19 protein-coding genes and 3 pseudogenes are annotated in these 23,477 nt (G+C 62.7%); 13 read left to right on the plus strand and 9 right to left on the minus strand.

The features are described 5' to 3' along the window. The 3 genes and pseudogenes from ACESMD_RS05060 to ACESMD_RS05070 all read left to right on the plus strand — a co-directional run. Positions 1 to 136: pseudogene (locus ACESMD_RS05060) on the plus strand (IS1595 family transposase); the annotation flags it as partial. A gap of 245 nt (positions 137 to 381) precedes the next feature. Continuing rightward, positions 382 to 2,157, plus strand: coding sequence for a putative bifunctional diguanylate cyclase/phosphodiesterase (locus ACESMD_RS05065; RefSeq protein ID WP_372610974.1), 1,776 nt, complete (start codon positions 382 to 384; stop codon positions 2,155 to 2,157). A gap of 114 nt (positions 2,158 to 2,271) precedes the next feature. Beyond that, positions 2,272 to 3,561, plus strand: a complete 1,290-nt coding sequence (locus tag ACESMD_RS05070) for an MATE family efflux transporter (protein ID WP_372610976.1) — start codon at positions 2,272 to 2,274, stop codon at positions 3,559 to 3,561. A gap of 86 nt (positions 3,562 to 3,647) precedes the next feature. Here the strand turns inward: ACESMD_RS05070 and ACESMD_RS05075 are convergent, their stop codons facing one another. The 4 genes from ACESMD_RS05075 to cfa all read right to left on the minus strand — a co-directional run bounded on the left by ACESMD_RS05075 (position 3,648) and on the right by cfa (position 8,651). Beyond that, positions 3,648 to 4,835 carry an aromatic amino acid transaminase gene (locus ACESMD_RS05075; protein ID WP_372610939.1) on the minus strand — a complete coding sequence of 396 codons (1,188 nt, stop codon included), beginning with the start codon at positions 4,833 to 4,835 and terminating at the stop codon, positions 3,648 to 3,650. Next, the gene (locus ACESMD_RS05080; RefSeq protein ID WP_372610941.1) at positions 4,836 to 5,174 is read right to left on the minus strand and encodes a 4a-hydroxytetrahydrobiopterin dehydratase; all 339 of its coding nucleotides are present in this window, start codon (positions 5,172 to 5,174) and stop codon (positions 4,836 to 4,838) included. Between the two features lie 240 nt (positions 5,175 to 5,414). Beyond that, on the minus strand, positions 5,415 to 7,388 hold the full coding sequence (locus ACESMD_RS05085) for an ATP-dependent DNA helicase RecQ (protein WP_372610943.1): 1,974 nt from the start codon (positions 7,386 to 7,388) through the stop codon (positions 5,415 to 5,417). A gap of 111 nt (positions 7,389 to 7,499) precedes the next feature. Beyond that, on the minus strand, positions 7,500 to 8,651 hold the full coding sequence (gene cfa, locus ACESMD_RS05090; RefSeq protein WP_372610945.1) for a cyclopropane fatty acyl phospholipid synthase: 1,152 nt from the start codon (positions 8,649 to 8,651) through the stop codon (positions 7,500 to 7,502). Between the two features lie 176 nt (positions 8,652 to 8,827). Between cfa and cobA the strand changes: the two genes are divergently transcribed. Beyond that, complete coding sequence (gene cobA, locus ACESMD_RS05095) at positions 8,828 to 9,670, plus strand: uroporphyrinogen-III C-methyltransferase (RefSeq protein ID WP_372610947.1); 843 nt, start codon at positions 8,828 to 8,830, stop codon at positions 9,668 to 9,670. 26 nt (positions 9,671 to 9,696) lie between these two features. On the opposite strand, the gene ACESMD_RS05100 is transcribed toward cobA, so the two are convergent. The 5 genes from ACESMD_RS05100 to ACESMD_RS05120 are packed head-to-tail and all read right to left on the minus strand — an operon-like array spanning position 9,697 to position 13,424. Further along, positions 9,697 to 9,840: a hypothetical protein gene (locus ACESMD_RS05100; RefSeq protein ID WP_372610949.1), complete on the minus strand. Its 144-nt coding sequence runs from the start codon at positions 9,838 to 9,840 to the stop codon at positions 9,697 to 9,699. 23 nt (positions 9,841 to 9,863) lie between these two features. After that, positions 9,864 to 10,784 (minus strand): ABC transporter substrate-binding protein, encoded by a 921-nt coding sequence (locus ACESMD_RS05105; protein ID WP_372610951.1) that lies wholly within the window; start codon positions 10,782 to 10,784, stop codon positions 9,864 to 9,866. After that, positions 10,781 to 12,154, minus strand: a complete 1,374-nt coding sequence (locus ACESMD_RS05110) for a sensor histidine kinase (RefSeq protein ID WP_372610953.1) — start codon at positions 12,152 to 12,154, stop codon at positions 10,781 to 10,783. Before ACESMD_RS05110 ends, ACESMD_RS05105 begins: the two co-directional genes overlap by 4 nt. Further along, complete coding sequence (locus ACESMD_RS05115) at positions 12,151 to 12,813, minus strand: response regulator transcription factor (RefSeq protein WP_372610956.1); 663 nt, start codon at positions 12,811 to 12,813, stop codon at positions 12,151 to 12,153. Before ACESMD_RS05115 ends, ACESMD_RS05110 begins: the two co-directional genes overlap by 4 nt. Further along, the gene (locus ACESMD_RS05120) at positions 12,810 to 13,424 is read right to left on the minus strand and encodes a helix-turn-helix domain-containing protein (RefSeq protein ID WP_372610958.1); all 615 of its coding nucleotides are present in this window, start codon (positions 13,422 to 13,424) and stop codon (positions 12,810 to 12,812) included. The genes ACESMD_RS05115 and ACESMD_RS05120 overlap by 4 nt, the downstream gene beginning before the upstream one ends. 200 nt (positions 13,425 to 13,624) lie before the next feature. Here ACESMD_RS05120 and ACESMD_RS05125 point away from each other — a divergent pair, with 200 nt between their 5' ends. From ACESMD_RS05125 to ACESMD_RS05165, 9 genes and pseudogenes are all read left to right on the plus strand, one after another. Further along, positions 13,625 to 14,611 (plus strand): Bug family tripartite tricarboxylate transporter substrate binding protein, encoded by a 987-nt coding sequence (locus ACESMD_RS05125; protein WP_372610960.1) that lies wholly within the window; start codon positions 13,625 to 13,627, stop codon positions 14,609 to 14,611. Next, positions 14,611 to 15,063: a tripartite tricarboxylate transporter TctB family protein gene (locus ACESMD_RS05130; protein WP_372610962.1), complete on the plus strand. Its 453-nt coding sequence runs from the start codon at positions 14,611 to 14,613 to the stop codon at positions 15,061 to 15,063. Before ACESMD_RS05125 ends, ACESMD_RS05130 begins: the two co-directional genes overlap by 1 nt. Beyond that, on the plus strand, positions 15,063 to 16,589 hold the full coding sequence (locus ACESMD_RS05135; RefSeq protein ID WP_372610964.1) for a tripartite tricarboxylate transporter permease: 1,527 nt from the start codon (positions 15,063 to 15,065) through the stop codon (positions 16,587 to 16,589). The genes ACESMD_RS05130 and ACESMD_RS05135 overlap by 1 nt, the downstream gene beginning before the upstream one ends. Before the next feature lie 336 nt (positions 16,590 to 16,925). After that, positions 16,926 to 18,245 (plus strand): urea ABC transporter substrate-binding protein, encoded by a 1,320-nt coding sequence (gene urtA / locus ACESMD_RS05140; protein WP_372610966.1) that lies wholly within the window; start codon positions 16,926 to 16,928, stop codon positions 18,243 to 18,245. 75 nt (positions 18,246 to 18,320) lie between these two features. Beyond that, the gene (gene urtB, locus ACESMD_RS05145; RefSeq protein ID WP_372610968.1) at positions 18,321 to 19,928 is read left to right on the plus strand and encodes an urea ABC transporter permease subunit UrtB; all 1,608 of its coding nucleotides are present in this window, start codon (positions 18,321 to 18,323) and stop codon (positions 19,926 to 19,928) included. Positions 19,929 to 19,934: 6 nt separating this feature from the next. After that, on the plus strand, positions 19,935 to 21,065 hold the full coding sequence (gene urtC, locus ACESMD_RS05150) for an urea ABC transporter permease subunit UrtC (protein WP_372610970.1): 1,131 nt from the start codon (positions 19,935 to 19,937) through the stop codon (positions 21,063 to 21,065). After that, positions 21,062 to 21,929 (plus strand): annotated as a pseudogene (gene urtD / locus ACESMD_RS05155) (urea ABC transporter ATP-binding protein UrtD). The gene urtC and the pseudogene urtD overlap by 4 nt, the downstream one beginning before the upstream one ends. Then, positions 21,929 to 22,627, plus strand: coding sequence for an urea ABC transporter ATP-binding subunit UrtE (gene urtE / locus ACESMD_RS05160; protein ID WP_372610972.1), 699 nt, complete (start codon positions 21,929 to 21,931; stop codon positions 22,625 to 22,627). The pseudogene urtD and the gene urtE overlap by 1 nt, the downstream one beginning before the upstream one ends. Positions 22,628 to 22,737: 110 nt before the next feature. Beyond that, positions 22,738 to 23,370 (plus strand): annotated as a pseudogene (locus ACESMD_RS05165) (urease accessory protein UreD); the annotation flags it as partial. Between the last annotated feature and the right edge of the window lie 107 nt (positions 23,371 to 23,477).

Raw genomic sequence — 23,477 nt, forward strand, 5'->3', positions numbered from 1 at the left:
CTACCTCGCCGCGTTCACCTATCGATTCAACCGCCGCTTTGATCTCAGGGCGCTGCCGACACGGCTGCTCATCGCGGCCGTGCGCTGCAAGCCGCAACCCCAGCGGGTGATTCGGTCGGCTGAGCTTCATTGCTAATCAGGTGATTTTTTATGACGACCCATTCAGAACGTTGATGTCGGGTATGTAGGTCATCTCCTACAAAGGGGTGTAAGATAAGCCTGACAAAGTGCAAACTGTTGCCATTATGATTGCAATTGACCGTCCTTTCTCTTGAAGTGGACCCCATGACTGCCAGCGATTCCCGACGCCACAGAGATCCGGAACGCCGACCGAAGGAGAACCGCAAGGATGTCTCCGGTGCGTTCGAGTTCGACGTGCCTATGTCACTATCGCCTGACGACACCGACTCGCAGGCCTTTGGCAGGGAAGAAGTCGAACTGGTACGGCGCCAGTATCTGGAAAGCGAGCAGCGATTCCGCACCTTGCTGGAGAGCCTGCCGAAGGTGGCGGTTCAGGGCTATGATCGTGACCGGCGAGTGATCTACTGGAACGAAGGCAGCACCCGTCTTTATGGCTATACGGCCGAGGAAGCCCGGGGACAGTTACTGGAAGATCTGATCATTCCCTCCTTCATGCGCCAGGGGGTGATTGAGGCGCACAGTGCCTGGGTCAATGCCGGCGTGGAAATTCCCGCCAATGAACTCGAGCTCAAGCACAAGAGCGGTGAACTGGTATCGGTGTTCTCGCAGCACTTGATGCTAAATGAGCATACCGACTTACCCTTGATGTTCTGCGTGGATGTCGATCTTTCCGACCAGAAACGCGCCCACCGTGACCTGGATTTTGCCACCCGCTTCGACAGTCTCACGCATCTGCCCAATCGCCAGACGCTCGAGATTGACCTGGACGGCCTGCTGGAGTCCTGTCGACGCCAGGGGAATGGTTTGGCGATGATCTATCTGGACATCGATCACTTCGTCGAGATCAATGATGCTCTCGGGTACGAGCAGGGCGATCGTCTGCTCATTGAATTGACCCGCCGGTTGAGGGAATGCCAGCGGGTCACCGATCTGGTGTCACGCGTCTCCAGTGATGAATTCGTCCTGGCTTTCCCCGGCGTCCATCTGGATCCCGATGTCAGACGGGTGGTTCGTCATGTCCAGAATGTCTTCCGTGAACCCTTCGTACTGGACGGTCGCGAGCGTCAGGTCACGGCCTGCCTGGGTGTGGCACTGTTTCCCGAGAACGGCGAGACGTCACGCGAGCTGATTCGCAATGCCGATGTGGCCAAGAATCGTGCCAAGCTGGATGGCCGAGGCGCCGTGCGTTTCTTCCAGCAGAAGCTCCACGATGAGCTGGTTCGCCAGCACTATCTCTTGGCACGACTCGAGGAAGCCCTGGATGAGGGTGAATTCTGCCTCCACTACCAACCCCAGGTCTCGGCTGCCAGTGGGCGGATCGAGAATCTCGAGGCCTTGATACGCTGGCAACCGGCCGAGGGCCCGGCGATCTCGCCCGCCGAATTCATCCCGCTGGCCGAGCGCTCCGGGTTGATCCATCGTCTGGGCGACTGGGTCATCAAGGAAGCCTGCCGCCAACAGGTGGAATGGCGTGCCAAGGGATTCCGCGAGCATCGCATCGATATCAATGTGTCGGGTCGACAGCTGGTTCGGCCCGGTGCCCTCAAAAGCTTCGAGGACTCGCTGCAGCGCCATGGTCTTGGCCCGCGGGATATCGGCATCGAATTGACCGAGAATGTCCTGATCGAGGCCGACGAGTCGGTCCTCGAGGATCTGCGTCGTCTCTATCATCGCGGCATTCGCATTGCCATCGATGACTTCGGGACCGGGTATTCCTCCCTGAGCTACTTGAAGCACTTTCCGGTCACCGCCCTGAAGATCGATCGCTCCTTCGTGCATGATTCCCCCTCCCAGCCCAAGGATCGGGCCATCATGGAGGGGGCGATCTTCATCGGTCACCGGCTGGGGCTGGAGGTTGTGGCCGAGGGTGTCGAGAACGCCGAACAGTTGACACTGCTCCGGGAAATGCACTGTGACCTCGTCCAGGGGTTCTTCTTCTATCGTCCTATGCCGGCCAACGATATGGACCGCTTGCTGTCCGGTTTCGTGCCCAGTCATGAGGGTCTGTCGAGCTGAGCCGCGCCGTGATTTGGCGTAGAATGCTCGGCGCCCCTGTACCCTGGAGTCTTCGTGACCGACCCCGACGCCCCTCGATCGCTGGGTTCCACCCTCTGGCGCCAGACCTGGCCCATGGCCATCGGCGTGCTCTCCCTGCTGGGCTTCCAGTTGGTCGACAGTGCCTTCATCGCCCGCCTGGGTACGGCACCCCTGGCCGCCCAGTCCTTCACCTTCCCGCTGTCCTTTCTGGTCATCGGCATCCAGGTGGGCATGGGTATCGCCATCGCGGCATTGATCTCGCGTGCCCTGGGGGCGAAAGAGACGGCGCGGGCGCGCCGGCTGGGCAGTCTGGTACTGCTGGTCGGGACCGCCACCATCGCGCTGCTGGTGCTGCTGCTGTGGGCCATCCAGGCTCCGGTGTTCGGCCTGCTGGGGGCCGACGGAGCGACCCGGGAGCTGATCCGTCACTACTGGGCCCCCCAACTGCTGGCGGCCTGGCTCGGGGCGGTGCTCTACTTCGGCTATAGCCTGTTCCGGGCACACGGCGACACCTGGCTGCCGGGCAAGATGATGGTGATCACCAGCCTGTTGAACCTGGTGCTCGACCCGCTGCTGATCTTCGGTGTCGGTTCCTGGGAGGGGCTGGGCCTGCCGGGGGCCGCCTGGGCGACCTCGATCGCTTTCGGCACCGGCCTGCTGCTGCTGGTACGACGCCTGCGCGACAAGGACTGGCTGGCGGCCGAGGGGTTGGTAGGGGAGTTGAAACGCTCGCTGGTGCTCTTCGCCGGCATCGCCGGTCCGGCCATGATCAGCCAGTTGATGCCGCCTCTGGCGGCCATGCTGGCCATCTCGGTGGTGGCCTCCCTGGGCGAGGCCCATGTGGCGGCCTGGGGGCTGGCCAGCCGCCTCGAGACCCTGTCGTTGATGGTAGTGCTGGCCATGACGATGTCATTGCCGCCCTGGCTCGGGCGCTGCTACGGGGCGGGCGACTGGGGCCAGATCCGTCGTCTGCTGCGCCTGGCGCTTAAGGTGGTGGTTGTCTGGCAACTGGGTCTGGGACTGGTGATGGCCCTGGGTGCCCCCTGGGTGGCCGAGGTGCTGGCCGGCAACCCGGAGGTCAGGGGTAACCTGGCGATGCTGATCCGCTTCCTGCTGCCGAGTTATACCCTGCTGGGGATCTGCATGCTGGTGGTATCCGCTGGAAATGCGCTGGGGTGGCCACTGAGGGCCATGCTGATGTCCGGGGCGCGTCTCTTTGTCTTCTATCTGCCATGCCTGTGGCTTGGCGCCTGGCTGGGTGGGCTGATGGGGCTTGCCATGGGCGCGGCCCTGGGCAATGGCCTGGCGGGACTGACGGCCTGGTGGGTACTCCGCCGGATTCTGGCGAGTCCACGGCGACAGGCCGTCTACGGGCACGCCTGAGGATGGGCGGGATTGCTGTTGCCCTGTAACGAGAAGCCCCGCCGGATGGGCGGGGCTTCTGCTGGTATCGGGTCATCGTAACGAGGTCAGTTGACGACGGCGATGGCCTTGGCCAGGTAGGGCAGGTTCTCCTGGGAGAAGCCGGCCACGTTGGCGCGGCCCGAGCGCACCATGTAGATACCGAACTCGTCGCGCAAGCGATCCACCTGGTCGGGGGTGAGCCCGGTGTAGGAGAACATGCCGCGCTGTTCGGCCACACAGGCATACTTCTGATCCAGGCCGGAGGGCTTGAGGGCTTCGACGAAATCGCGACGCAGGGTGTTGATGCGGTCTCGTATCTCGGTGAGTTCCTCACGCCACAGGGAGGCCAGCTCGGCGGAATGCAGGATCTCGCTGACGATGGCGCCGCCGTGGGCCGGCGGATTGGAGTAGTTCTCGCGAGCCACGATGGCGATCTGCGAGCGGACATTCTCCATCTGCTCGGTAGTCTTCGCCACCATGATCAGGCAGCCGGTGCGCTCGCAGTAGATGCCGAAGTTCTTGGAGCAGGAACTGGTGATGATCACCTCGTCGAGGTTCTCGGCCAGGAGCCGAACCCCGTAGGCGTCCTCGTCCAGGCCTTCGCCGAAGCCCTGGTAGGCAAAATCGATCAACGGAAGTAGCTGGCGCTCCTTGAGGACCTCGAGGACCTGCTGCCACTGGCTCCTGGAAAGATCGAAACCGGTGGGGTTGTGGCAGCAGGCATGCAGCAGCACCACATCGCCTTCGGGAATCTCCTTGATGGCGGCGAGCATGCCGTCGAAGTCCAGCCGGTTGTCGGCGTCCACATAGGGGTACTTCTTCAGGGTCAGGCCGGCGGCCGGAAAGACCCCCAGGTGATTGGGCCAGGTGGGGTCGCTGACCCATAGCGCCCGGCCGGGCAACTGCTTGGCGATGAAGTCCCCCGCCAGTCGCAGGGCACCGGTGCCTCCCGGTGACTGGGTGGCGCTGGCACGCTTGGCCTCGAGCACCGGCGAGTCCTCGCCCAGCACCATGGGCAGGATCACCTCACCGTACGCCGGAGCGCCATGCGAGCCGATGTAGGTCTTGGTAGTCTCGTTCTTGAGCAGCAGGGCCTCGGCCTCCTTGACGGCGCGCATTACCGGGGTATTGCCCTGGTCGTCCTTGTAGACGCCCACGCCCAAATCGACCTTCTGCGGATTGGCATCCTTCTTGAAGGCCTCGATTAGACCGAGGATCGCATCCCCGGGAACCCGCTCAATGTGCTCGAACATTTAATTCGCTACCTCGTCGGTTCTGGCGGCAAGAATGAAGTCGTTCTTGTGCAGGCCCTTGATCTTGTGCGACCACCAGGTCACGGTGACCTTGCCGTATTCGGTGAGGATCGCCGGATGGTGATCGGCTTGCTCAGCGATTTCGCCAACTCGCTGGGTGAAGTCGAGGGCCTGCACGAAATCCTTGAACGTGAAGGTACGTTCAAGCTGCATGATGCCATTCCGGTCGACGATTTGCCACTCGGGCACCTGAGCCCTATAGGCCTCGATCTCCTCCGACGTGACCCGGGGCGCATCGATGCTGCAGGCTTCGCACTGGGCTTGAGCGATGTTTGTCATGGTGTCTCCTTGCTGTGGTGAGATAGGTTACTGAATTGATATCAATGCTCTTTCACAGGGCTTCGGTTCGTCAAGCCGCTTGCGGGCAGCTTTAATGCCCTTACTTTACCCCTGATGGTTATCTGATCGAATCGTTCCATCTCGAGTAACTTCATGGAGTTATGATGCCTGGACACCGATATGCCAAGCGTGCTTTCGGATACCGTCCACCTCCTGATGCGCCTGCTGCAGTGCCGGGGCCTACTGGGCTGAGGCGTTTACGCCGTGCCGGCCCAGCCAGTCGCGGACCTCGGCGTAGGGGTAGCCCTCCAGGGCGGCGAAGCCCGGCAGCTGTCGCGCCTTGAGCCGGGTGAACAGCGGCGTGGAGATGCCGCAGAGGAAGCGGGCCAGCAGGTCCCGAGTGGCGGGGTGCCCCTCGCCCTGGCTGGCCAGGCGCGTTTCGAGCTCGCCGAGCAGTTCGTGCGGGTTCCGGCTTTCCAGCGGGGCCCGTTCCGGCCCCGGCGGCAGCCGGGCGGGCTGACCGCGACAGGCCGAACAGTGACCGCAGCGCTCGGGGGCCCGGTCGTCGCCGAACCACTCCGCCAGCCGGCGGCTGAGGCAGCGGTCACTCTCGAAGAGCTCGAGCATGGCATGCAGCCGGGCGATCTCGGCCGCCTCCTTGTCGCGAAAATAGGTGAAGAGGTCATCGGTCAGCGCTGCGGGGTCGGCGTCTGGCGCGAGCACCCCATAGACCTCGGTCATCTGCTTGCTCTCGAGTGTCATCCAGCCCTTCTCGACGAAGTACTCCAGGGCGGTGATGACGCGACCGCGCCGGGTATCGAGCTCTCGCTCCGCGCCCAGGGCCTCTAGAGTGGCAAAGTCCAGCGTGTACCAGGTGCGGGCACGGGTCGAGGCATCGAGAATCGCCTGGACGAAGGCGCGGCGTTCTCCCTGGAAGCGTTCCACCAGCGTCTCGGGGTCGTCCGCCAGCCTGAAACGGTAGTCGGCGAAGTAGCTGTAGCGAGGGGCAATGATGCCGCGCAGCTCGAGCTGCACGAGCAGGGTCTTGAGCGGCAGGGGGCGGATATTGCTGTTCCGCGACAGCGTGTTGAGCATCAGCTCCCACTCGCGACCGGCGGCACGCATCTCATCGATCACCCGGCGAATGCCGTGATGCTCGGGGGTATCGCCGTAGACGAAGTTCTCCAGTACCTCGAGATGGTCGCGTCCGGCCAGCATCAGACAGCTCGAGGGAAGACCGTCCCTGCCGGCACGGCCGATCTCCTGGCTGTAGTTCTCGATGGACTTCGGCAGGTCGAAGTGAACCACGTTGCGGATATCGGCCTTGTCGATGCCCATGCCGAAGGCGATGGTGGCCACGATGCAGGGTGTGTGACCCGCCATGAAGTCTCGCTGGATCGTGTCGCGTCGATCTCCGTCGAGCCCGGCGTGGTAGGCGGTTGCCGGCAGGCCGGCCTTCTCCAGGTAGGCGGCAAGTCGCTCGGCGGTCTGCTGCAGGGTGACGTAGACGATGGTCGGTTGGGGCGGCCCCTGTTCGAACCTCGGTCGCAGCCACTCCACCAGCCGGCGCGTGCGATCGGCTGCGGGTACCGGCGACACCTGGAGGTCGAGGTTGTCACGATAGAAGCCTGTGCCGGTGACATCGTCCGGCGCGATGTCGAAGCGGCTTCGCATGTCATCGATGACCCTCGGTGTGGCCGTGGCGGTGAGCAGCAGCACCTGCGGGATGGCGAACTCCTGGCGGTAGGCGGGCAGCTTGAGGTAGTCCGGCCGGAAGTTGTGCCCCCACTCGGAGATGCAGTGCGCCTCGTCCACCACCATCAGCGAGATCGGCACGCGGCGGATGAAGGCGCGGAATCGCTCGTTCTTGAGGCGCTCCACCGAGACCATCAGGACGCGGATGTCACCACGCTTGACGCCCTCCATCACCGCCGCCGCTGCCTCGCGGCTCTGGCCGGAATCGAGGCTGGCGGCCGCGATGCCGCGGCGTGCCAGGAAGGCCAACTGATCCTGCATCAGTGCCAGCAGTGGGGAGATCACCAGGGTCAGGTGTGGCAGGTGAAGGGCAGGCAGTTGGTAGCAGAGCGACTTGCCGGAGCCGGTAGGGAAGATGGCCGCTGCCGAGCGGCCGGCCAAGATGGCTTCGATGACCGGTCGCTGTCCTGGTCGGAATTTCGGGTAGCCGAAGACGCGCTCGAGTGTCTGCTGGATCATGGAGGGGTCCCTGACGGGTTGTCGAATCACTGCAATTTTGTCCTGACCTCGACGAATCGGCGCTGGGCGTCAGGCCGTTACCGATTGTCGTATCTGTTTCCGCTGGCTGGATCAGCGAGGCGCATCATAGCGACCCGGTCGGCCTCGGGAGAAGACGACTTGCCAGAGTTGCAGGTCCCGGGAGCGGAAGGCGCTGGCACAGACCGAGAGATAGTAGCGGAACATGCGACGGGTGCGCTCGTTGTAGTGGTGGGCGATTTCGTGCCAGTGACTGTCGAAATTCTCAAGCCAGGCCATCAGGGTAGGGTCGTAGTCCGGACCGAAGTTGTGCCAGTCTTCCATCAGCAGGTGACCCTTGCTGGCCTGGGCAATATGCTTGGCCGAGGGCAGCACGCCATTGGGAAAGATATAGCGGTTGAACCAGGGATCGGCGCTGACCCTGGAATGGTTCGAACCGATGGTGTGCAGCAGGAAGAGGCCGTCATCGGCCAGCCGGTCCTCCACGGTCCTGAAATAGGTCTGGTAGTTGCGGTGGCCCACGTGTTCGAACATGCCGATGGAGACCACGCGATCATAGGTGCCCGTCAGGTCGCGGTAATCCTGCAGCAGGATCTCGACCGGCAGGCCGTCACAGCGTTGCCGTGACAGGGCTGCCTGTTCCCTGGAGATGGTAATGCCGGTGACCTCGACCCCGTGGTGGCGAGCGGCATGTTCCGCGAAGCTGCCCCAACCGCAGCCGATGTCCAATACCGTCATGCCGGGAGAAAGATCAAGCTTGCGACATGCCAACTCCAGCTTGGCTAGCTGAGCCTCGTGCAGGGTGCGAGCCTGTTTCCAGTAGCCACAGGAATAGCACATGGTGCTGTCCAGCATCCGCTCGAAGAGATTGTTGCCGAGGTCGTAGTGGGCCTCTCCGACCATGGTGGCGCGCGCCTTGCTCTGGAGGTTGAAGAAGCCCGCCTGCAGGCGGTAGAGAAAGCGTTCATGCGGGGGCTTGGCGCGTTCACCTAGCCCATGCTGCAGCAGGCGATAGGCCATCTCGTCGATCCGCCCGCAGTCCCACCAGCCGTCCATGTAGGACTCGCCGAGGCCAAGGTTGCCCTGATGAAGGACCCGCGAGAAGAAATCGGGGTGGAAGATACGCAGGTCCTGAGGGGCATCGCCATTGAGGGATATCCCGGAACCGGCGATAAGGCGTTCGAATACCCGTCGTGCCCGGGTGTCGGGAAGGAGGATGGGTCGGAGTCGAGGTTCACTGGTCATCGAGTCCTCCTGTTTCAGTTGAATCGACAGCCATCACAGACAGGCAGTAGATGCTTGACGGCAGGCCGGCCACTTGGCGTTGCATACCCCTTCAGCATAGACCAGCCTGAAAAGTTGGGAAAAACCGGTATGATTCCGCTTTGATCCGAGTCAGTTTCGTCGGGAGGCTTACGCGAATGAAGGATGACAGCAATGGCCCTGCCAGGGCTGAGTCAGCAGCGTCGAGCGACAGAAGGCCCCGGGGCCGGGTCAGCCTCGTCGGGGCCGGTCCCGGGGATCCGGAGCTCTTGACTCTCAAGGCACTCAGACGCCTGGAAGCCGCCGAGGTAATTCTCCATGACCGGCTGGTCAGCGAGGAAATCCTGGCACTGGCCAACCCGGCGGCGCGTCGCGTCTATGTCGGCAAGGTCCGTTCCGACCACAGCCTTCAGCAATCGGGCATCAACCAGGCCCTGCTGGACTGGGCGCACTCCGGCAAGCAGGTGGTCCGGCTCAAGGGCGGGGACCCCTTCATCTTCGGCCGCGGCGGCGAAGAACTGGAGGCGCTGGTGGCTCAGGGTATCGAGGTGGAGGTGATTCCCGGGATCACGGCGGCCTCGGGGTGTTCCGCCTACGCGGGTATCCCGCTTACCCACCGTGATCATGCCCAGTCGGTCCGCCTGGTAACCGGCCATCTCCGCAACGGCTCCAGCGATCTCGATTGGCCTGCCCTGGCCAGTCCCGGCCAGACGCTGGTGTTCTACATGGGGCTGCATGGCATGCAGGAAATCCGTCGCCAGCTGATCGCCCATGGCCTCCCCCCGGATACACCCATGGCATTGATCGAGCAGGGCACCACGGCTCGCCAGCGGGTGCATCGGGGGACCCTGGCCACTCTGCCGTCGAGTCTGGATTCTTCCCTGGTACAGCCCCCGACGCTCATCATCGTCGGCGGTGTCGTGGGCCTGCATGCCACCCTGGACTGGTTCGATCCGGGCGAGGCGAATGCCAGGGGCTGGGATACCGGCCATCGACGCTGAATTCCTTGCCACTGGGTTATCCACCTTCAGGGATCATCCGTCTCGGATGACTGGGCATATTCGCGTTGCCAACGGTTGAGTAGCGCCTGCCGCTTGAGATCATCCAGGGTGGCCAGCAGGCTCGGACCCAGGGCGATGGGTCGAAGGCCCTCTCCCAGCTCCCTGCGCATCGCCGATGCCGTGCCTGGCCCGTTCAGGCCCGGGTGGATGCCCCCAGGGCGGTATTCTCGGCGAGCACTCCTTGCCCCCTTTCGCTGATCAGGTATTCCAGGAAGCGTTCGGCTGCCTCGGGATGGGGCGTTTGACGGGAAATGAAGGCAAGGCGCTGGGTGACCAGCGCATAGTCTTCGGGGACCACCAATTCGAGCGCCGGATGCTCGTCCACGACACGGCGGGCATAACTGCCCAGCAGGTTGTAGCCAAGCAGGTAGCGACCGTCGATCAGGCCGTCGAGCATCTCGCCGGTAGTACCGACCAGGCGGGCCTCGGTGTTTCCCAGTGCCGCGACGAGGTCCCAGTAGCGTGGCGAGAGACGCGACTCCTCGATGGCATAGCTGTAGCCGGCACCACTGTTTACCGGGTCATAGGTCACCACGCGTCCGGCGAGTTGATCGGCATGTGCATCGAGGAGGGCCAGGAGGTCGGCATGGCTTCGGACGGCCCCGAAACGCTCGATCAATTCAGTTCTCACCACCATGACGATGGGCTCGAAGGTGAAGGCGAACAACTCCTGCCGCCATCGGGCCCAGGCGGGCCAGTCGCTGGCGGCAGCCGTCTCGAGGGGTCGGGCATGGCTGGCGTTGGCCAGCCAATACTGCCAGGGCATGGCCGAGGAAATCATCACGTCGACCTGGTCCGGAGCCTCGAGAAAGCGTTGGTGAAGCTCCAGCGTCGAGAGGTTGCGATAGGTCAGCTCGATGTTCGGATAACGCCGGTGAAAGGCCTCCAGCAGGGGACGCACATGGGGAATGTCCAGGGCCGCGTGGATGACCAGTGTCATGGCGGGACCAGCGTCCGGGTCTACCGGATATTCCAGGAGATCGTCGGCGTTCGCGGCGAGGCTCCAGAGGCCGAGCAGAAGTCCGAAGAAACAACATCGAATCCATTGGCTCATGATATCTCTCCAGGAAACGCCAGGATCACACTCAGGCCCTTCCCGTGATGCCCGTGTTCCAGCCTCAAGCGTGCCCTATGCGCTCGTGCAATACCGTCGACGATGGCCAGTCCCAGACCGGAGCCTTCGAGGTCATGGTGGTCACGATGAAAGGGTCTCAGCATCATCAGTCGCCTGTCGGCGGCGATGCCTGGGCCGTCGTCGTTGATCTCCAGACGGGAAGGAAATGCATGGACCCGCACGGTGACTCGTCGGGCGCCGTATCGACTGGCGTTGTCGATGAGGTTACCGAGCGCTTCTGCCAGCTGCCAATCGCTGCCCTGAATCCATACCGGTGCCTCGGGTGCTTCCACGCCGAGGTCGATTCCCTTTCGATGGCAGGCGGCCCAGTGATCACGCACGGCTTGTCTGGCGAGGGTATTGAGGTCCAGATCGGCAATATCCGGGCGGTATTCCGTATTGTTCAGTCGGGTCAGCGAGAGCAGTTGCATGGCCAGTCGGGCGGTTCGGGCACTGGTGGCTCGCATGGCCTCCAGGGCATCACGCCAGCGGGAAGGGTCGTCCTGCCTCAGGGCCAGCTCGGCACGCGCGGAGAGCCCGGCCAGTGGGGTGCGTAGCTGATGAGACGCATCGCCTATGAATCGCTCCTGGTTGGCACGAACCCGCCGCATGCGCGCCAGCAGGTCATTGAGGGTGTCACGCAGTTCGGCCAACTCTCGTGGAAGCGGCAGATCCAGGGGCGAGAGGGTACGAGGATCTCGTGTGCGAATGGCTTTCCGCAGCCGCGTCAGTGGAGACAGGGCGGCGCGGATAGCGAGCACGAGGCTCACGCCCGCCAGCAGTCCCATGGCCAGGATCCCCATCAGGTTGGCACGCCACAATTCCCCGGTGAGGGCATCGCGACCCTCGCGGGTATGGGCAACACGCACCTCGAAGGATTCGCGGAGTCGCCAGTCCTCGAGTCGGGTACGACGTACCCCCTGGCGCAACGCCATGCCCTGCCAGTCGATGTCGTGATAGGTGAGGGTGTTCCGGGTATCGGTATCTTGGCGCGAATCACCGGGGAGGTCGGCATTTCCCGTGATCATGACGCCTTCCTGGTCGACAATGCTGTAGAACACGCGCTCTTCGGCATCGGTTGCCAGCATTTCCAGGGCAGCGGGAGGCAGGTCAAGCCAGAGGGTTTCGTTCTGCCACTGCAGCTGCTCGGCAATGGCCAGGGAGGCGGCCTCGAGCAAGCGGTCGAAGGCACGGTCGGCGGTGCGGCGGGCTTCCACCAAGGCCTGCAGCAGCATCAGGCCACCCAGCACCAGCAGGGGGATTAGTAGCCAGGCCAGCAGGCGTCGGTAGAGGCTGTCACCCCGCTTCACGTGGCCTCCAGCAGGTATCCCAGGCCGCGTACCGTCTTTACGGCGATGGCGTGGCCGGCGAGTCGTTGACGTAGACGATGCACATAGACCTCGATGGCGTTGTTGCCCATGGCATCGCCCTGGAAGGCTTCCCGGGTGAGGCTGGCCTTGTCCACGGGTTCACCCTCATGTCGCATCAGACAGACCAGCAGCCGTTGCTCGCGTGGCGGAAGCGCCAGTGATTGATTGTCGAGGCTGAAGGTCTGGCTCAGGGTGTCGAAGGTCAGGGGGCCTATGCGCAGTTCCGGATCCGTGCTGCGTCGTCGCAGCAGGGCGCGCACCCGGGCTTCGAGTTCGTCCAGGGCGAAGGGCTTGGCCAGGTAGTCATCGGCACCCAGGTCCAGCCCCCGGACCCGATCCTCCACGGCTCCCCTGGCGGTCAGGATCAAGACGGGCGTATCGCGATCATGTGTTCGCAGGGCCTGCAGGACCTCCAGACCGCTACAACCCGGCAGGTTGAGGTCGAGCAGCACCAGGTCATGGCCATGGGCAGGCATCGACAACCGCTGTCGAGCCAAGCGTCCATCGGCCAGTGGATGGACCTCATGACCTCCCAGCCGAAGGGCGTCCAGCAGGGTTTCCGCCAGCAGGGGATCGTCTTCCACCAGAAGTATCGTCATGGAAGCGTCTCCTGTGTTTTACCACTCTGGTGAGAGCCGAGTTCAACCATGACGGCTGCCAGGGCAGTCTCGGCACGCTTCACCTCGACCCTTCCATGCGGGCCGGATATCGACACCCATATCCCGGGTTCGCCGCCCACCGTCGCCAGGGCATGGCATACCATGGCGCCGCCGGGCAGCACTGGACGAGGATCCTCCGCGTCGCTGACCTTCCATCGAGCGCCAGGGTGGAGGTCATGGCGGAGTCGTGTTTCCGGCAGGGCGACCAGACGGCACTCGGCGATATCTTCCTTGACTTCGAACAAGGCAGCAGTTTCGCCGAGAGTCTCGGCCAGGCGATCGAGAAAGGGTTGTACCCGAGCGGCCAGTTGGCGTCCGGGAGGATGACGTCTGGCCAGGCGCAGAGGGGTATGCCCCAGACGCCAGCGTCCGTCGTCATCTCGCTGCACATAGTCGAAGCGCTCCAGGGAACCCAGCAGGCGAAGCAGGGTGCTCTTGTAGTAGCCGGTCGATTCGGCCAGTTCGGCCAGGGAGAAACGCTCCTGTGCAGAATCGAAGGATTCGAGCACCGTCAAGGCCCGTTCCACGGCTTCGACGCGATCCTGTGCCATTGTCGGCTCCTGCCTCCTTATCGCCTTTCGTTGTTGAACTTTGGTCGTAATTTGATTCCCGGGCGTTGACCCATGCCGCCACTCGGCCTAGCTTTCCATTGTGAGGAATGACGTTCTGCCTTACAGAACTGTAAGCTAAGCGTCAGTTTTCGACAAGTCAAGATTTCAGCCACCTGATCCTCTCAAGGGAGACCACCACAATGATCACCAGAACGCCACTCAAGCTGATTGTCGTCGCCGCCTTCACCCTCGGGACGGGAAGCGCCATGGCCTTCGAACCCCAGGGCAAGGTGGAGTGCATCGCACCGTCCGATCCGGGCGGCGGTTGGGATTTCACCTGTCGCAGCGTGGGCAACGTCCTCCAGGATCTCGACCTGGTGTCGGGCAACGTCCAGACCATCAACATGGCCGGTGCCGGGGGAGGCGTTGCCTACTCCCATACCGTCAGCAAGCGGTCCGGTGACGACCACCTGCTGGTCGCCGCTTCCACCGCCACCACCACTCGTCTGGCCCAGGGCCAGTTCCCCGGCATGACCGCCGATATGGTCAACTGGATCGGTGCCCTGGGTGCCGACTACGGCATCATCGCCGTGACCGAGGATTCCGAGATCCAGGATCTCAATGCCTTGATGGATGCCCTCAAGGAAGATCCACGCAGTGTCAAGTTTGCCGGTGGTAGCGCCAAGGGTGGCTGGGACCACCTGAAAGTGCTGATTGCGGCCGATGCAGCGGGCGTCGAGAACCTGCCTCGCATCGCTTACCTCTCCTACAACAACGGTGGCGAGGCACTGACCCAGGTGATAGGCGGCCATGTCGATGCCTTTACCGGCGATATCAGCGAGGCCCAGGGCTTCATGGAATCCGGTGATCTCAGGGTTCTCGCGGTGCTGTCCGAGGAGCGTCTGCCCGGTGATCTCTCCGAGATCCCCACCGCCAGGGAACAAGGCATCGATGCCCTGGGGCCCAACTGGCGTGGTTTCTATATGCCCGCCGATATCTCCGATGATGCCAAGGCCTACTGGACCGAGGCCATGGACACCATATATGCCAGCGAGGAATGGCAGAGCGTAATGACCCAGAATGGTTTGATGCCATTTCACATGACCGCCGGCGAGTTCGAGGACTTCGTTCTCAACCAGATCGTTGACATCGAGCAACTGTCAAAAGATATCGGATTGATTCAGTAATGACCTTCAATGACCGCATCTTCGGGGTGCTGTTGATCGTCCTGGCCGTCGCATACGGCTGGGGCGCTACCCAGTTTCCCGAACCTTTCGGTGGGGCCGAGTCCGTCGGCCCCGATACCTTTCCCCTTATTCTGGCCGTGGTGCTGGTGCTGTCGAGTCTCTACCTGATCGTGCGGCCGGACCCGGACAATGCCTGGCCCTGGAGTCGCACCGGCATCGAGCTGATCATCGCCGTGGTGGTGCTGATTCTCTATGCGATGTTCCTGCAGCCACTGGGGTTCATCATCAGTACCGCCCTCGTTGTCGGTACCCTGTGCTGGCGCATGGGCGCCCGTCCGGTTAATGCCTATGTCACCGGGGCGATCTCGGGCGTGGTGGTCTATCTGGTGTTCAGCTTCGCCCTGGACCTTGCGCTTCCGCTGGGCCTGTTGTCGTTTCTGGAGGTGGGTTGATGGAGACACTCGGCTATCTGATGGACGGGTTCGGTGTTGCCCTGGCGCCGCACAACCTGATGTTTGCTCTCTTGGGTGCCTTTTTGGGGACCCTGATCGGTGCCCTGCCGGGCCTTGGCCCTGCCAATGGGGTGGCGATCCTGATTCCACTGGCGTTCTCGCTGGGGCTTGCACCAGAGACCGCCCTGATCATGCTGACCTCGGTCTATGCCGGTGCCATGTACGGCGGACGCATCTCGTCGATTCTGCTCAATATTCCCGGCGATGAACCCGCCATGATGACGTGCCTGGATGGCTATCCCATGGCTCAGAAGGGCAAGGCCGCCGAGGCGCTGGCGATTTCTGCCATCGCCTCCTTCATCGGCAGCCTGATCGCCACGGTGGGGCTGATCCTGCTGGCGCCGTTGCTGGCCAATTTCGCCCTGACCTTTGGCCCGGCGGAGTACTTTGCACTCTTCCTGCTGGCCTTCGCGACACTGGGCGGCATCACCGGCAAGAACCCCATGAAGACGGTGGTGGCGGCCTGCGTCGGCCTGATGATCGCGACCGTGGGTATCGACAATACCGGGGTGCCTCGTTATACCTTCGGGGTGCTCGAGCTCTTCGAGGGTGTGGACTTCATCATCGCCATCGTGGGTCTCTTCGCCATTTCCGAGCTGCTCTTCTTCATCGAGAAGCGTGCCGGTGGCGGCAAGGCCAAGATGACCGTCAACAAGCTCATCCTGTCCTGGAAGGATATCCGCGAGATACTGCCATCGAGCGTTCGCGGTGGTGTACTCGGCTTCGTTGCCGGGGTCCTGCCGGGGGCCGGTGCGTCGCTGGGCAGCTTCATCAGCTACACTCTGGAGAAGCGCGTGCTCGGCAAGAAAGGGTATTTCGGAGAGGGTGACCCGCGTGGTGTGGCGGCTCCGGAAGCTGGCAACAACGGGGCCTCGAGTGGTGCCCTGGTGCCCATGCTGACCCTGGGTGTGCCGGGTAGCGGCACCACGGCAGTATTGCTGGCGCTGCTCATTTCGCTGAATATCACGCCCGGTCCGCTTATGTTCACCCAGAATGCCGATATCGTCTGGGGTGTGATCGCGGCGTTGTTGATCGGCAACTTCCTGCTGCTGGTGCTCAACATCCCGCTGGTGGGCATCTTCGTCAAGCTGCTTTCGGTGCCGCCGATGTACCTGTTGCCCATCGTCACCATGATCGCCTTCGTGGGGATCTATTCGATCAGCAACACCATCTTCGACCTCTACTTCATGGTGGCCTTCGGGGTGGGCGGTTATGTGCTCCGCAAGCTTGAAATACCCCTGGTGCCGGTGATCCTCGGCCTGTTGCTGGGGCCGGAGATGGAGAAGAATCTGCGACACGCCATGGAAATCTCCGATGGTGACTGGACCATCCTCTGGGATAGTGGCCTGGCCATCGGTCTCTGGGTCGTTGCCGGCCTGGGGCTGATCCTGCCCTATATCGTCGGCCCCATACTGCGCAGCCGCATGAAGGTGACCACCGGGACCGGCAATCCCGAAGGCGATTGATCTCCAAGGCAACCACTATGCCCACATTAAGGGGCGTCGACCGAGTCGGCGCCCCTTATTCTTTCCCTATCGGGGTGCCATGGCGCCATTGTGGTGCACTCGGAAAGAGGTAATTCTCGATGTCGCTGCTTGCTGCACCTTAAGGGTGCATCGTGGGCTTGATTAGCAGGATCCATTTTTTACAAACAGCTGATAAATAAAGGGCATATCAAGAAAATGACATCATGGCGCATTTCTTGCTGTGGGTATGGTGCAGTCCGTCACCCGGTCGATGTTATCGCCGGCGTGATGCTTCCAAAACGAGTCCCTTCACCATGAGGGCGCAAGGAGGTTCAAGTGACCACAGTCCAACGCAAGACAGATCCCGGGCGCGTCTTTACCGCGGCACTGCTTTCGGCCGCCATGCTGGGAGCCGGCTCCCAGGCACTGGCACAGGAGGACCCGATCAAGGTAGGTGTCCTGCACTCCCTATCCGGCACCATGGCGATCAGCGAGACGGTGCTCAAGGACACCGTCGAGATGCTCATCGAGCAGCAGAACGCCCAGGGCGGGCTGCTCGGGCGTCAGCTGGAAGCCGTGGTGGTGGACCCGGCATCCGACTGGCCATTGTTCGCCGAGAAGGCGCGCGAGTTGCTGGCCCAGGAAGAGGTCGATGTCATCTTCGGCAACTGGACCTCGGTATCGCGCAAGTCGGTATTGCCGGTGGTCGAGGAGCTGAACGGGCTGCTCTTCTACCCGGTGCAATACGAGGGGGAGGAGTCCTCCGAGAACGTCTTCTACACCGGGGCGGCGCCCAACCAGCAGGCGATTCCTGCCGTCAACTACCTGATGAACAATGTCGGCGTGGAGCGCTGGGTGCTGGCCGGCACGGACTATGTGTATCCGCGTACCACCAACAAGATCCTTGATGCCTACCTCAACTCACATGGCGTGGCCGATGAAGACATCATGATCAATTATACGCCCTTCGGTCACTCGTTCTGGCAGAACATCGTGTCGGAGATCAATGACTTCGGCAGCCAGGGAAAGAAGACGGCGGTGGTCTCGACCATCAATGGCGACGCCAACGTGCCCTTCTATCGTGAACTGGGCAACCAGGGCATCAACGCCTCCGATATTCCCGTCGTCGCCTTCTCGGTGGGCGAGCAGGAGTTGACCGGCATCGACACTGCGCCGTTGGTCGGGCACCTGGCGGCCTGGAACTATTTCATGAGCGTCGATACCGATGTCAATTACGACTTCATCGATGCCTGGATCGAGTACACCGGCGATGAGATGGCGGTGACCAACGATCCCATGGAAGCACACTACATCGGCTTCAACATGTGGGCCGAGGCGGTGCGCAAGGCCGGTACCACCGACGTCGACGAGGTCAATGACGCCATCATCGGGGTCACCGTGCCCAATCTCACCGGTGGCTATGCAGCCATGATGCCAAATCATCACATCACCAAGCCGGTGTTGATCGGCGAGATCCAGGACAATGGCCAGTTCTCCATCGTCTGGCAGACACCTTCCCCCGTGGTCGGCGATGCCTGGTCCGACTACCTGGAAGGCTCGCGTGACCTGATCAGCGACTGGCGCAAGCCGATGGAATGCGGCAACTACAACGTGGTCCAGGGCAGCTGTGGTGGCAGCGAGGCCGAGGCCGAATGATCCCCGGGTCGGCCGAAAGGCCGGCCCACGTGACACGCCACTCAATATTCAACGGATAACCCACAGGATTCTCCCATGAGGATGATACGAGCATTCGTGCCTGGGGCATTGCTCCTCTGTCTGCTGATGGGCCTCGCACCGATGGCCCAGGCCCAGGAGGACGCGGTCCAGGGTCAGGCCCTGCTGGAAGCCCTGGATGCACTCTCCTACGACGCCAAGGCTGAGGCCATCGAGGCCATTATCGTCAGCGGTGATGAGCGTAGCCGCCGTTGGCTTGATGAATTGCTCGGTGGCAAGTTGCAGCGTCACAAGGACACCGGGCGCTTCGTCATCGTGCTCGAGAACCGCGGGCGCAACTGGCCGGTGGTCGATGCCCTGACCTTCGAGGACGCCGGCGAGATGTCGCGTCGAGATCTGAATGACATCGGTATCAACAATGCCTTGCGCGGTCAGCTGCAGAGCGCGCTGGCCGTGCTCGACCTCTACAGGGATGATGCCGATGACCGGCGCGATGCGGCTCGCGAGCTGTTGGGCAGCGTGGATGCCTCGATGGTCGAGCCACTACGCGAAGTGATCACCACTGAGGACGATGCCGAGGTTCGCCGTCTGCTCGAGCAGGGCCTGGCGATTCACCGCCTCAACGAGGGCGACATCGATGCCATCGCCGAGCTCGAGGGCAGCCTGAACGGTCGTGTCCGCGCCGCTCTCAATTCGGCCGCGCGAAGCGATGACACATTGGTCGCCGATGCGGCATCGGCGGCGCTTGTCGACATCGAACAGAAGTTGCGCCTCAACAGTGGCCTCGAGACCCTCTATTTCGGGTTGTCGCTTGGTTCGGTGCTGGTCCTGGCGGCCATCGGCCTGGCCATCACCTTCGGGGTCATGGGGGTGATCAACATGGCCCACGGCGAGTTGATCATGCTCGGGGCCTATACCACCTGGGCGATGCAGCAGCTGCTGCCCGGTCAACCCGGCCTGGCACTGGTCCTGTCGATTCCCGCGGGCTTCCTGGTGGCGGCCCTGGCAGGAATCGCCATCGAGCGCAGCGTCATTCAGTTCCTCAAGGGACGTCCCCTGGAGACTCTGCTGGCGACCTTCGGGGTCAGCCTGATTCTCCAGCAGCTGGTCCGCACTGTCATCTCCCCGCAGAACCGGACCGTGGTCTCGCCTGACTGGATGAGCGGCTCATTGATGATCAATGAGGGGTTGTCACTCACCCTGAATCGTCTCTTCGTCCTCGGGTTTTCCCTGGTGGTGTTTGCCTGCCTGATGCTGGTGATGAGTCGTACCCGCCTCGGTCTCGAGGTTCGGGCGGTGACTCAGAACCGGGCCATGGCGCGCTCCATGGGCATCCGGGCGACCCGCGTGGATATCATGACCTTCGCCCTGGGCGCCGGGGTGGCGGGTCTCGCCGGGGTTGCCTTGTCCCAGCTCACCAATGTGGGGCCCAACCTTGGCCAGAACTACATCATCGATTCCTTCATGGTGGTGGTGTTCGGCGGCGTGGGGAATCTCTGGGGCACCCTGGTGGCGGGTCTGTCGCTGGGCGTGATCAATCAGGTGATCGAGCCCTGGGTCGGTGCCGTGCTGGCCAAGATCATAGTGCTCGTCTTCATCATCCTGTTCATCCAGAAGCGCCCCCGCGGACTCTTTCCGCAGAAGGGGCGTGCCGCGGAGGGCTAGATTGATATGTGGTTAATGCAACCCTTCAATGAAGGGGCGACCCGACTCTTCCTGGGCGTGCTGCTCGCCTGCCTGGCGCTGGTGACGGTTCTCCATCTGGCCGTCCCGGCGGGACATCCCTTGCACGTCTCGGCCTACACCGTGACGCTGCTCGGCAAGTATCTGAGCTATGCCCTGCTGGCTGTTGCGGTGGATCTGGTGTGGGGCTACCTGGGCATCCTGAGCCTGGGCCACGGGGCCTTCTTCGCCCTTGGCGGCTATGCCATGGGGATGTACCTGATGCGCCAGATCGGCGATCGCGGCACCTATGGCGATCCGATCCTGCCGGATTTCATGGTCTTCCTGAACTGGGACAGCCTGCCCTGGTACTGGCTCGGGTTCGACATGCCCTGGTTCGCCTTTCTGATGGTGCTGCTGGTGCCGGGGACCCTGGCGCTCGTGTTCGGTTTCCTGGCCTTCCGTTCGCGAGTGACCGGGGTCTACCTGTCGATCATCACTCAGGCCATGACCTTCGCGCTGTTGCTGGCCTTCTTCCGCAACGAGATGGGCTTCGGCGGAAACAACGGCCTGACCGACTTCCGGGAGCTGCTTGGCTTCGACCTGCGTACCGACACCACCCGTCTGGGGCTCTTCCTGGCAACCGGCCTGGCCCTGGCGATGGGCTATGTACTGTGTCGTGCCATCGTCGCCAGCAAGCTCGGCCGAGTCAGCGTCGCCTGTCGTGATGCCGAGGCACGTACGCGCTTCCTCGGGTATCGCGTCGAACGCTTCCAGCTCTTCGTCTTCGTGGTCTCGGCGATGCTCGCCGGGGTGGCCGGCGCGCTCTATGTTCCCCAGGTGGGCATCATCAATCCCAGCGAGTTCTCGCCCATCTTCTCCATCGAGATCGTGCTCTGGGTCGCCCTGGGGGGTCGAGGGACGCTCTATGGTGCGGTGATCGGGGCGTTACTGGTCAACTACGCCAAGACCGTCTTCACCGGCGTCATGCCGGACGCCTGGTTGTTCGCCCTGGGTGGCATGTTCGTGCTGGTGACGGTCTTCCTCCCCAAGGGTGTCGCCGGCCTGCTGGCGTACCGATTTAAGGGGCACCGCAATGATCCGCTGTCCAGCGATACCACCAAGGAGGCCTCCGCATGAGTTTCCTGAGTTCCCTTGCCGAGCGTGATCGGGTCTTCGATTTTCTGGTTCCCGCAACTTCTCCGGTGGATGTGCGCCACGGCCCGATCCTCTATCTGGAGGATGTCACCGTCAGCTTCGACGGCTTCAAGGCCATCCAAGACCTCAACCTGACCATCGAGGACGGCGAACTGCGCTGCATCATCGGCCCCAACGGGGCGGGCAAGACCACCATGATGGACATCATCACCGGCAAGACTCGACCCGACAGCGGTTCGGTATGGTTCGGCAGCCGCCATAATCTGCTGGCTATGAACGAGCCCGAGATCGCCAGCCTCGGCATCGGCCGCAAGTTCCAGAAGCCCACGGTATTCGAGGCGCTCAGCGTCTTCGAGAACCTGGAGCTGGCCATGGCCGCCGACAAGCGCATCCTGCCGACCCTGACCGCTCGCATGACCGGTGAGATCCGGGATCGTATCGAGGAGATGCTCGATACCATCGGGTTGATTGAATTGCGCAATGGACCCGCGGGCATCCTCTCCCACGGCCAGAAGCAGTGGCTGGAGATCGGCATGTTGCTTATGCAGCGGCCACGATTGCTACTGGTGGACGAGCCGGTAGCCGGCATGACCGAACAGGAGATGGAGCGTACCGCTGAACTCCTGACTGGCCTTGCCGGTAAGGGCAAGCAGTCGGTGGTAGTGGTGGAGCAAGTCGGTGGTAGTGGTGGAGCACGACATGGGCTTCGTGCGCTCCATCGCCCGTACCGTGACGGTGCTCCACCAGGGCAGTGTGCTGGCCGAGGGCAGCATGGACCAGGTCGCCAGTGATCCGAAGGTCATCGAGGTCTACCTGGGTGCCGACCCGGACGAGGAGGCTGCCTGATGCTGATGATCGAGGCACTCAACCAGTCCTACGGTCAGAGCCACACCCTCTGGGATCTCGACCTCAAGGTCCCGGAGGGTGCCTGCACCTGCGTGATGGGGCGCAACGGCGTGGGCAAGACCACCCTGATGAAGGCCATCATGGGTGAGGTGGCGATCTCGTCGGGCAGCATCCGCTATGCCGGCGATATAGACCTCACCCGAAAGCCCATCGAGGATCGCCCGAGGCTTGGTATCGGCTATGTGCCCCAGGGCCGTCAGATCTTTCCACTGCTGACCGTGGAGGAAAACCTGAAAACGGGCCTCGCCGCCAGGAGAGACGGCGTCAAACGGATCCTCGATCGCGTCCATGAACTCTTTCCGGTACTCGAGGAAATGAAGCATCGTCGAGGCGGGGATCTGTCCGGTGGCCTGCAGCAGCAACTGGCCATCGGCCGTGCCCTGGTGATCGAGCCTCGGCTGCTGATTCTCGACGAACCGGGGGAGGGCATCCAGCCCAATATCGTCACTCAGATCGGTGAGGTGATTCGTCGCCTGATCCGCGAGGACGGCCTGACAGTCCTGCTGGTGGAGCAGAAACTGCCCTTCGCCCGCAAGTTCGCCGACCGCTTCGCCATCATCGATCGAGGGCGCCCCGTGGCCAATGGCGGGATCGATGAGCTCTCAGATGAACTCATCAAGGAGCACCTGACGGTATGACAGCTTTCGAGACGAGCATACCCGAGCTCTCCGGCCATCGCTTCGATGCTCAGCGGCATTGGGCGGCGACCCTGTCGCTGGGCTTCGAGGCGCGTCGCGGCGTGACCCGAATGGTCCGCTCACGGCATCGAGGTCCGCTTCGCGTCCAGCGCACCTTCCATCCTGAGGGGACGAGGGGCGCCTGTCATGCCTATCTCCTGCATCCTCCCGGAGGGCTGGTCAGTGGCGATGCCTTGTCGATCTCGACCCGTGTCGAGAACGGCGCTCATGCGTTGCTCACCACCCCGGCGGCCAACAAGCTCTACAAGGCCGACAGCCACGGCGTGGCCTGGACGCAGCATACCCGGCTGGAGGTGGCCGATGGCGGTATTCTCGAGTGGTTGCCTCAAGAGACCCTGGCCTTCGACGGTTCCCGGGGGGAGCAGGGCACCAGCATCCAGCTCGAGGGGAGTGCCCGTTGCCTGGGCTGGGAGGTGCTGGCGCTGGGCAGGCCGGCCAGTTCGCTGCCCTTCGTCTCCGGCCGACTCGAGCAGCGCTTTCGCCTGGCCCTGGACGGTCGGCCGTTGTGGCTGGAACGCCAGCCCCTCGATCCGGCACATCCGCGCTTTCTTGGACGCTGGGGACAGGGCGGTGCAACGGTGCAGGCCACTCTCTGGGCGGTAGGGCTCGATGACGAGCAGGCCGCCGTAGCGACGCTTCGGGAAGAACTTTCCGTGCTTATCCGGTTGTCACACCCGCCCACTACCGGTAGTATTTTGAGCATCTGCATGAACGTGGGCCGATCATGGCAATCGACGTACTTGAGCGGGACGATCTGCCGTTCCCTCACTCGCTTCCTGAGTTTCAGCGC

The sequence above is a fragment of the Halomonas sp. genome, from assembly GCF_041689495.1.
Classification (GTDB): Bacteria; Pseudomonadota; Gammaproteobacteria; order Pseudomonadales; family Halomonadaceae; genus Halomonas.

Bases quoted from the DNA above. Each gene is read 5' to 3' on its own strand.
- ACESMD_RS05100 (WP_372610949.1), bottom strand. From the start codon at position 9,840: ATGCGCAGGGAGCTGGGAGAGGGCCTTCGACCCATCGCCCTGGGTCCG.
- ACESMD_RS05075 (WP_372610939.1), bottom strand. From the start codon at position 4,835: ATGTTCGAGCACATTGAGCGGGTTCCCGGGGATGCGATCCTCGGTCTA.
- ACESMD_RS05065 (WP_372610974.1), top strand. From the start codon at position 382: ATGTCACTATCGCCTGACGACACCGACTCGCAGGCCTTTGGCAGGGAA.
- urtC (WP_372610970.1), top strand. From the start codon at position 19,935: ATGTGGTTAATGCAACCCTTCAATGAAGGGGCGACCCGACTCTTCCTG.
- ACESMD_RS05130 (WP_372610962.1), top strand. From the start codon at position 14,611: ATGACCTTCAATGACCGCATCTTCGGGGTGCTGTTGATCGTCCTGGCC.
- ACESMD_RS05135 (WP_372610964.1), top strand. From the start codon at position 15,063: ATGGAGACACTCGGCTATCTGATGGACGGGTTCGGTGTTGCCCTGGCG.
- ACESMD_RS05070 (WP_372610976.1), top strand. From the start codon at position 2,272: ATGGCCATCGGCGTGCTCTCCCTGCTGGGCTTCCAGTTGGTCGACAGT.
- cobA (WP_372610947.1), top strand. From the start codon at position 8,828: ATGAAGGATGACAGCAATGGCCCTGCCAGGGCTGAGTCAGCAGCGTCG.
- urtB (WP_372610968.1), top strand. From the start codon at position 18,321: ATGAGGATGATACGAGCATTCGTGCCTGGGGCATTGCTCCTCTGTCTG.
- ACESMD_RS05085 (WP_372610943.1), bottom strand. From the start codon at position 7,388: ATGATCCAGCAGACACTCGAGCGCGTCTTCGGCTACCCGAAATTCCGA.
- ACESMD_RS05080 (WP_372610941.1), bottom strand. From the start codon at position 5,174: ATGACAAACATCGCTCAAGCCCAGTGCGAAGCCTGCAGCATCGATGCG.
- ACESMD_RS05115 (WP_372610956.1), bottom strand. From the start codon at position 12,813: ATGACGATACTTCTGGTGGAAGACGATCCCCTGCTGGCGGAAACCCTG.
- ACESMD_RS05120 (WP_372610958.1), bottom strand. From the start codon at position 13,424: ATGGCACAGGATCGCGTCGAAGCCGTGGAACGGGCCTTGACGGTGCTC.
- urtE (WP_372610972.1), top strand. From the start codon at position 21,929: ATGCTGATGATCGAGGCACTCAACCAGTCCTACGGTCAGAGCCACACC.
- ACESMD_RS05125 (WP_372610960.1), top strand. From the start codon at position 13,625: ATGATCACCAGAACGCCACTCAAGCTGATTGTCGTCGCCGCCTTCACC.
- cfa (WP_372610945.1), bottom strand. From the start codon at position 8,651: ATGACCAGTGAACCTCGACTCCGACCCATCCTCCTTCCCGACACCCGG.
- ACESMD_RS05105 (WP_372610951.1), bottom strand. From the start codon at position 10,784: ATGAGCCAATGGATTCGATGTTGTTTCTTCGGACTTCTGCTCGGCCTC.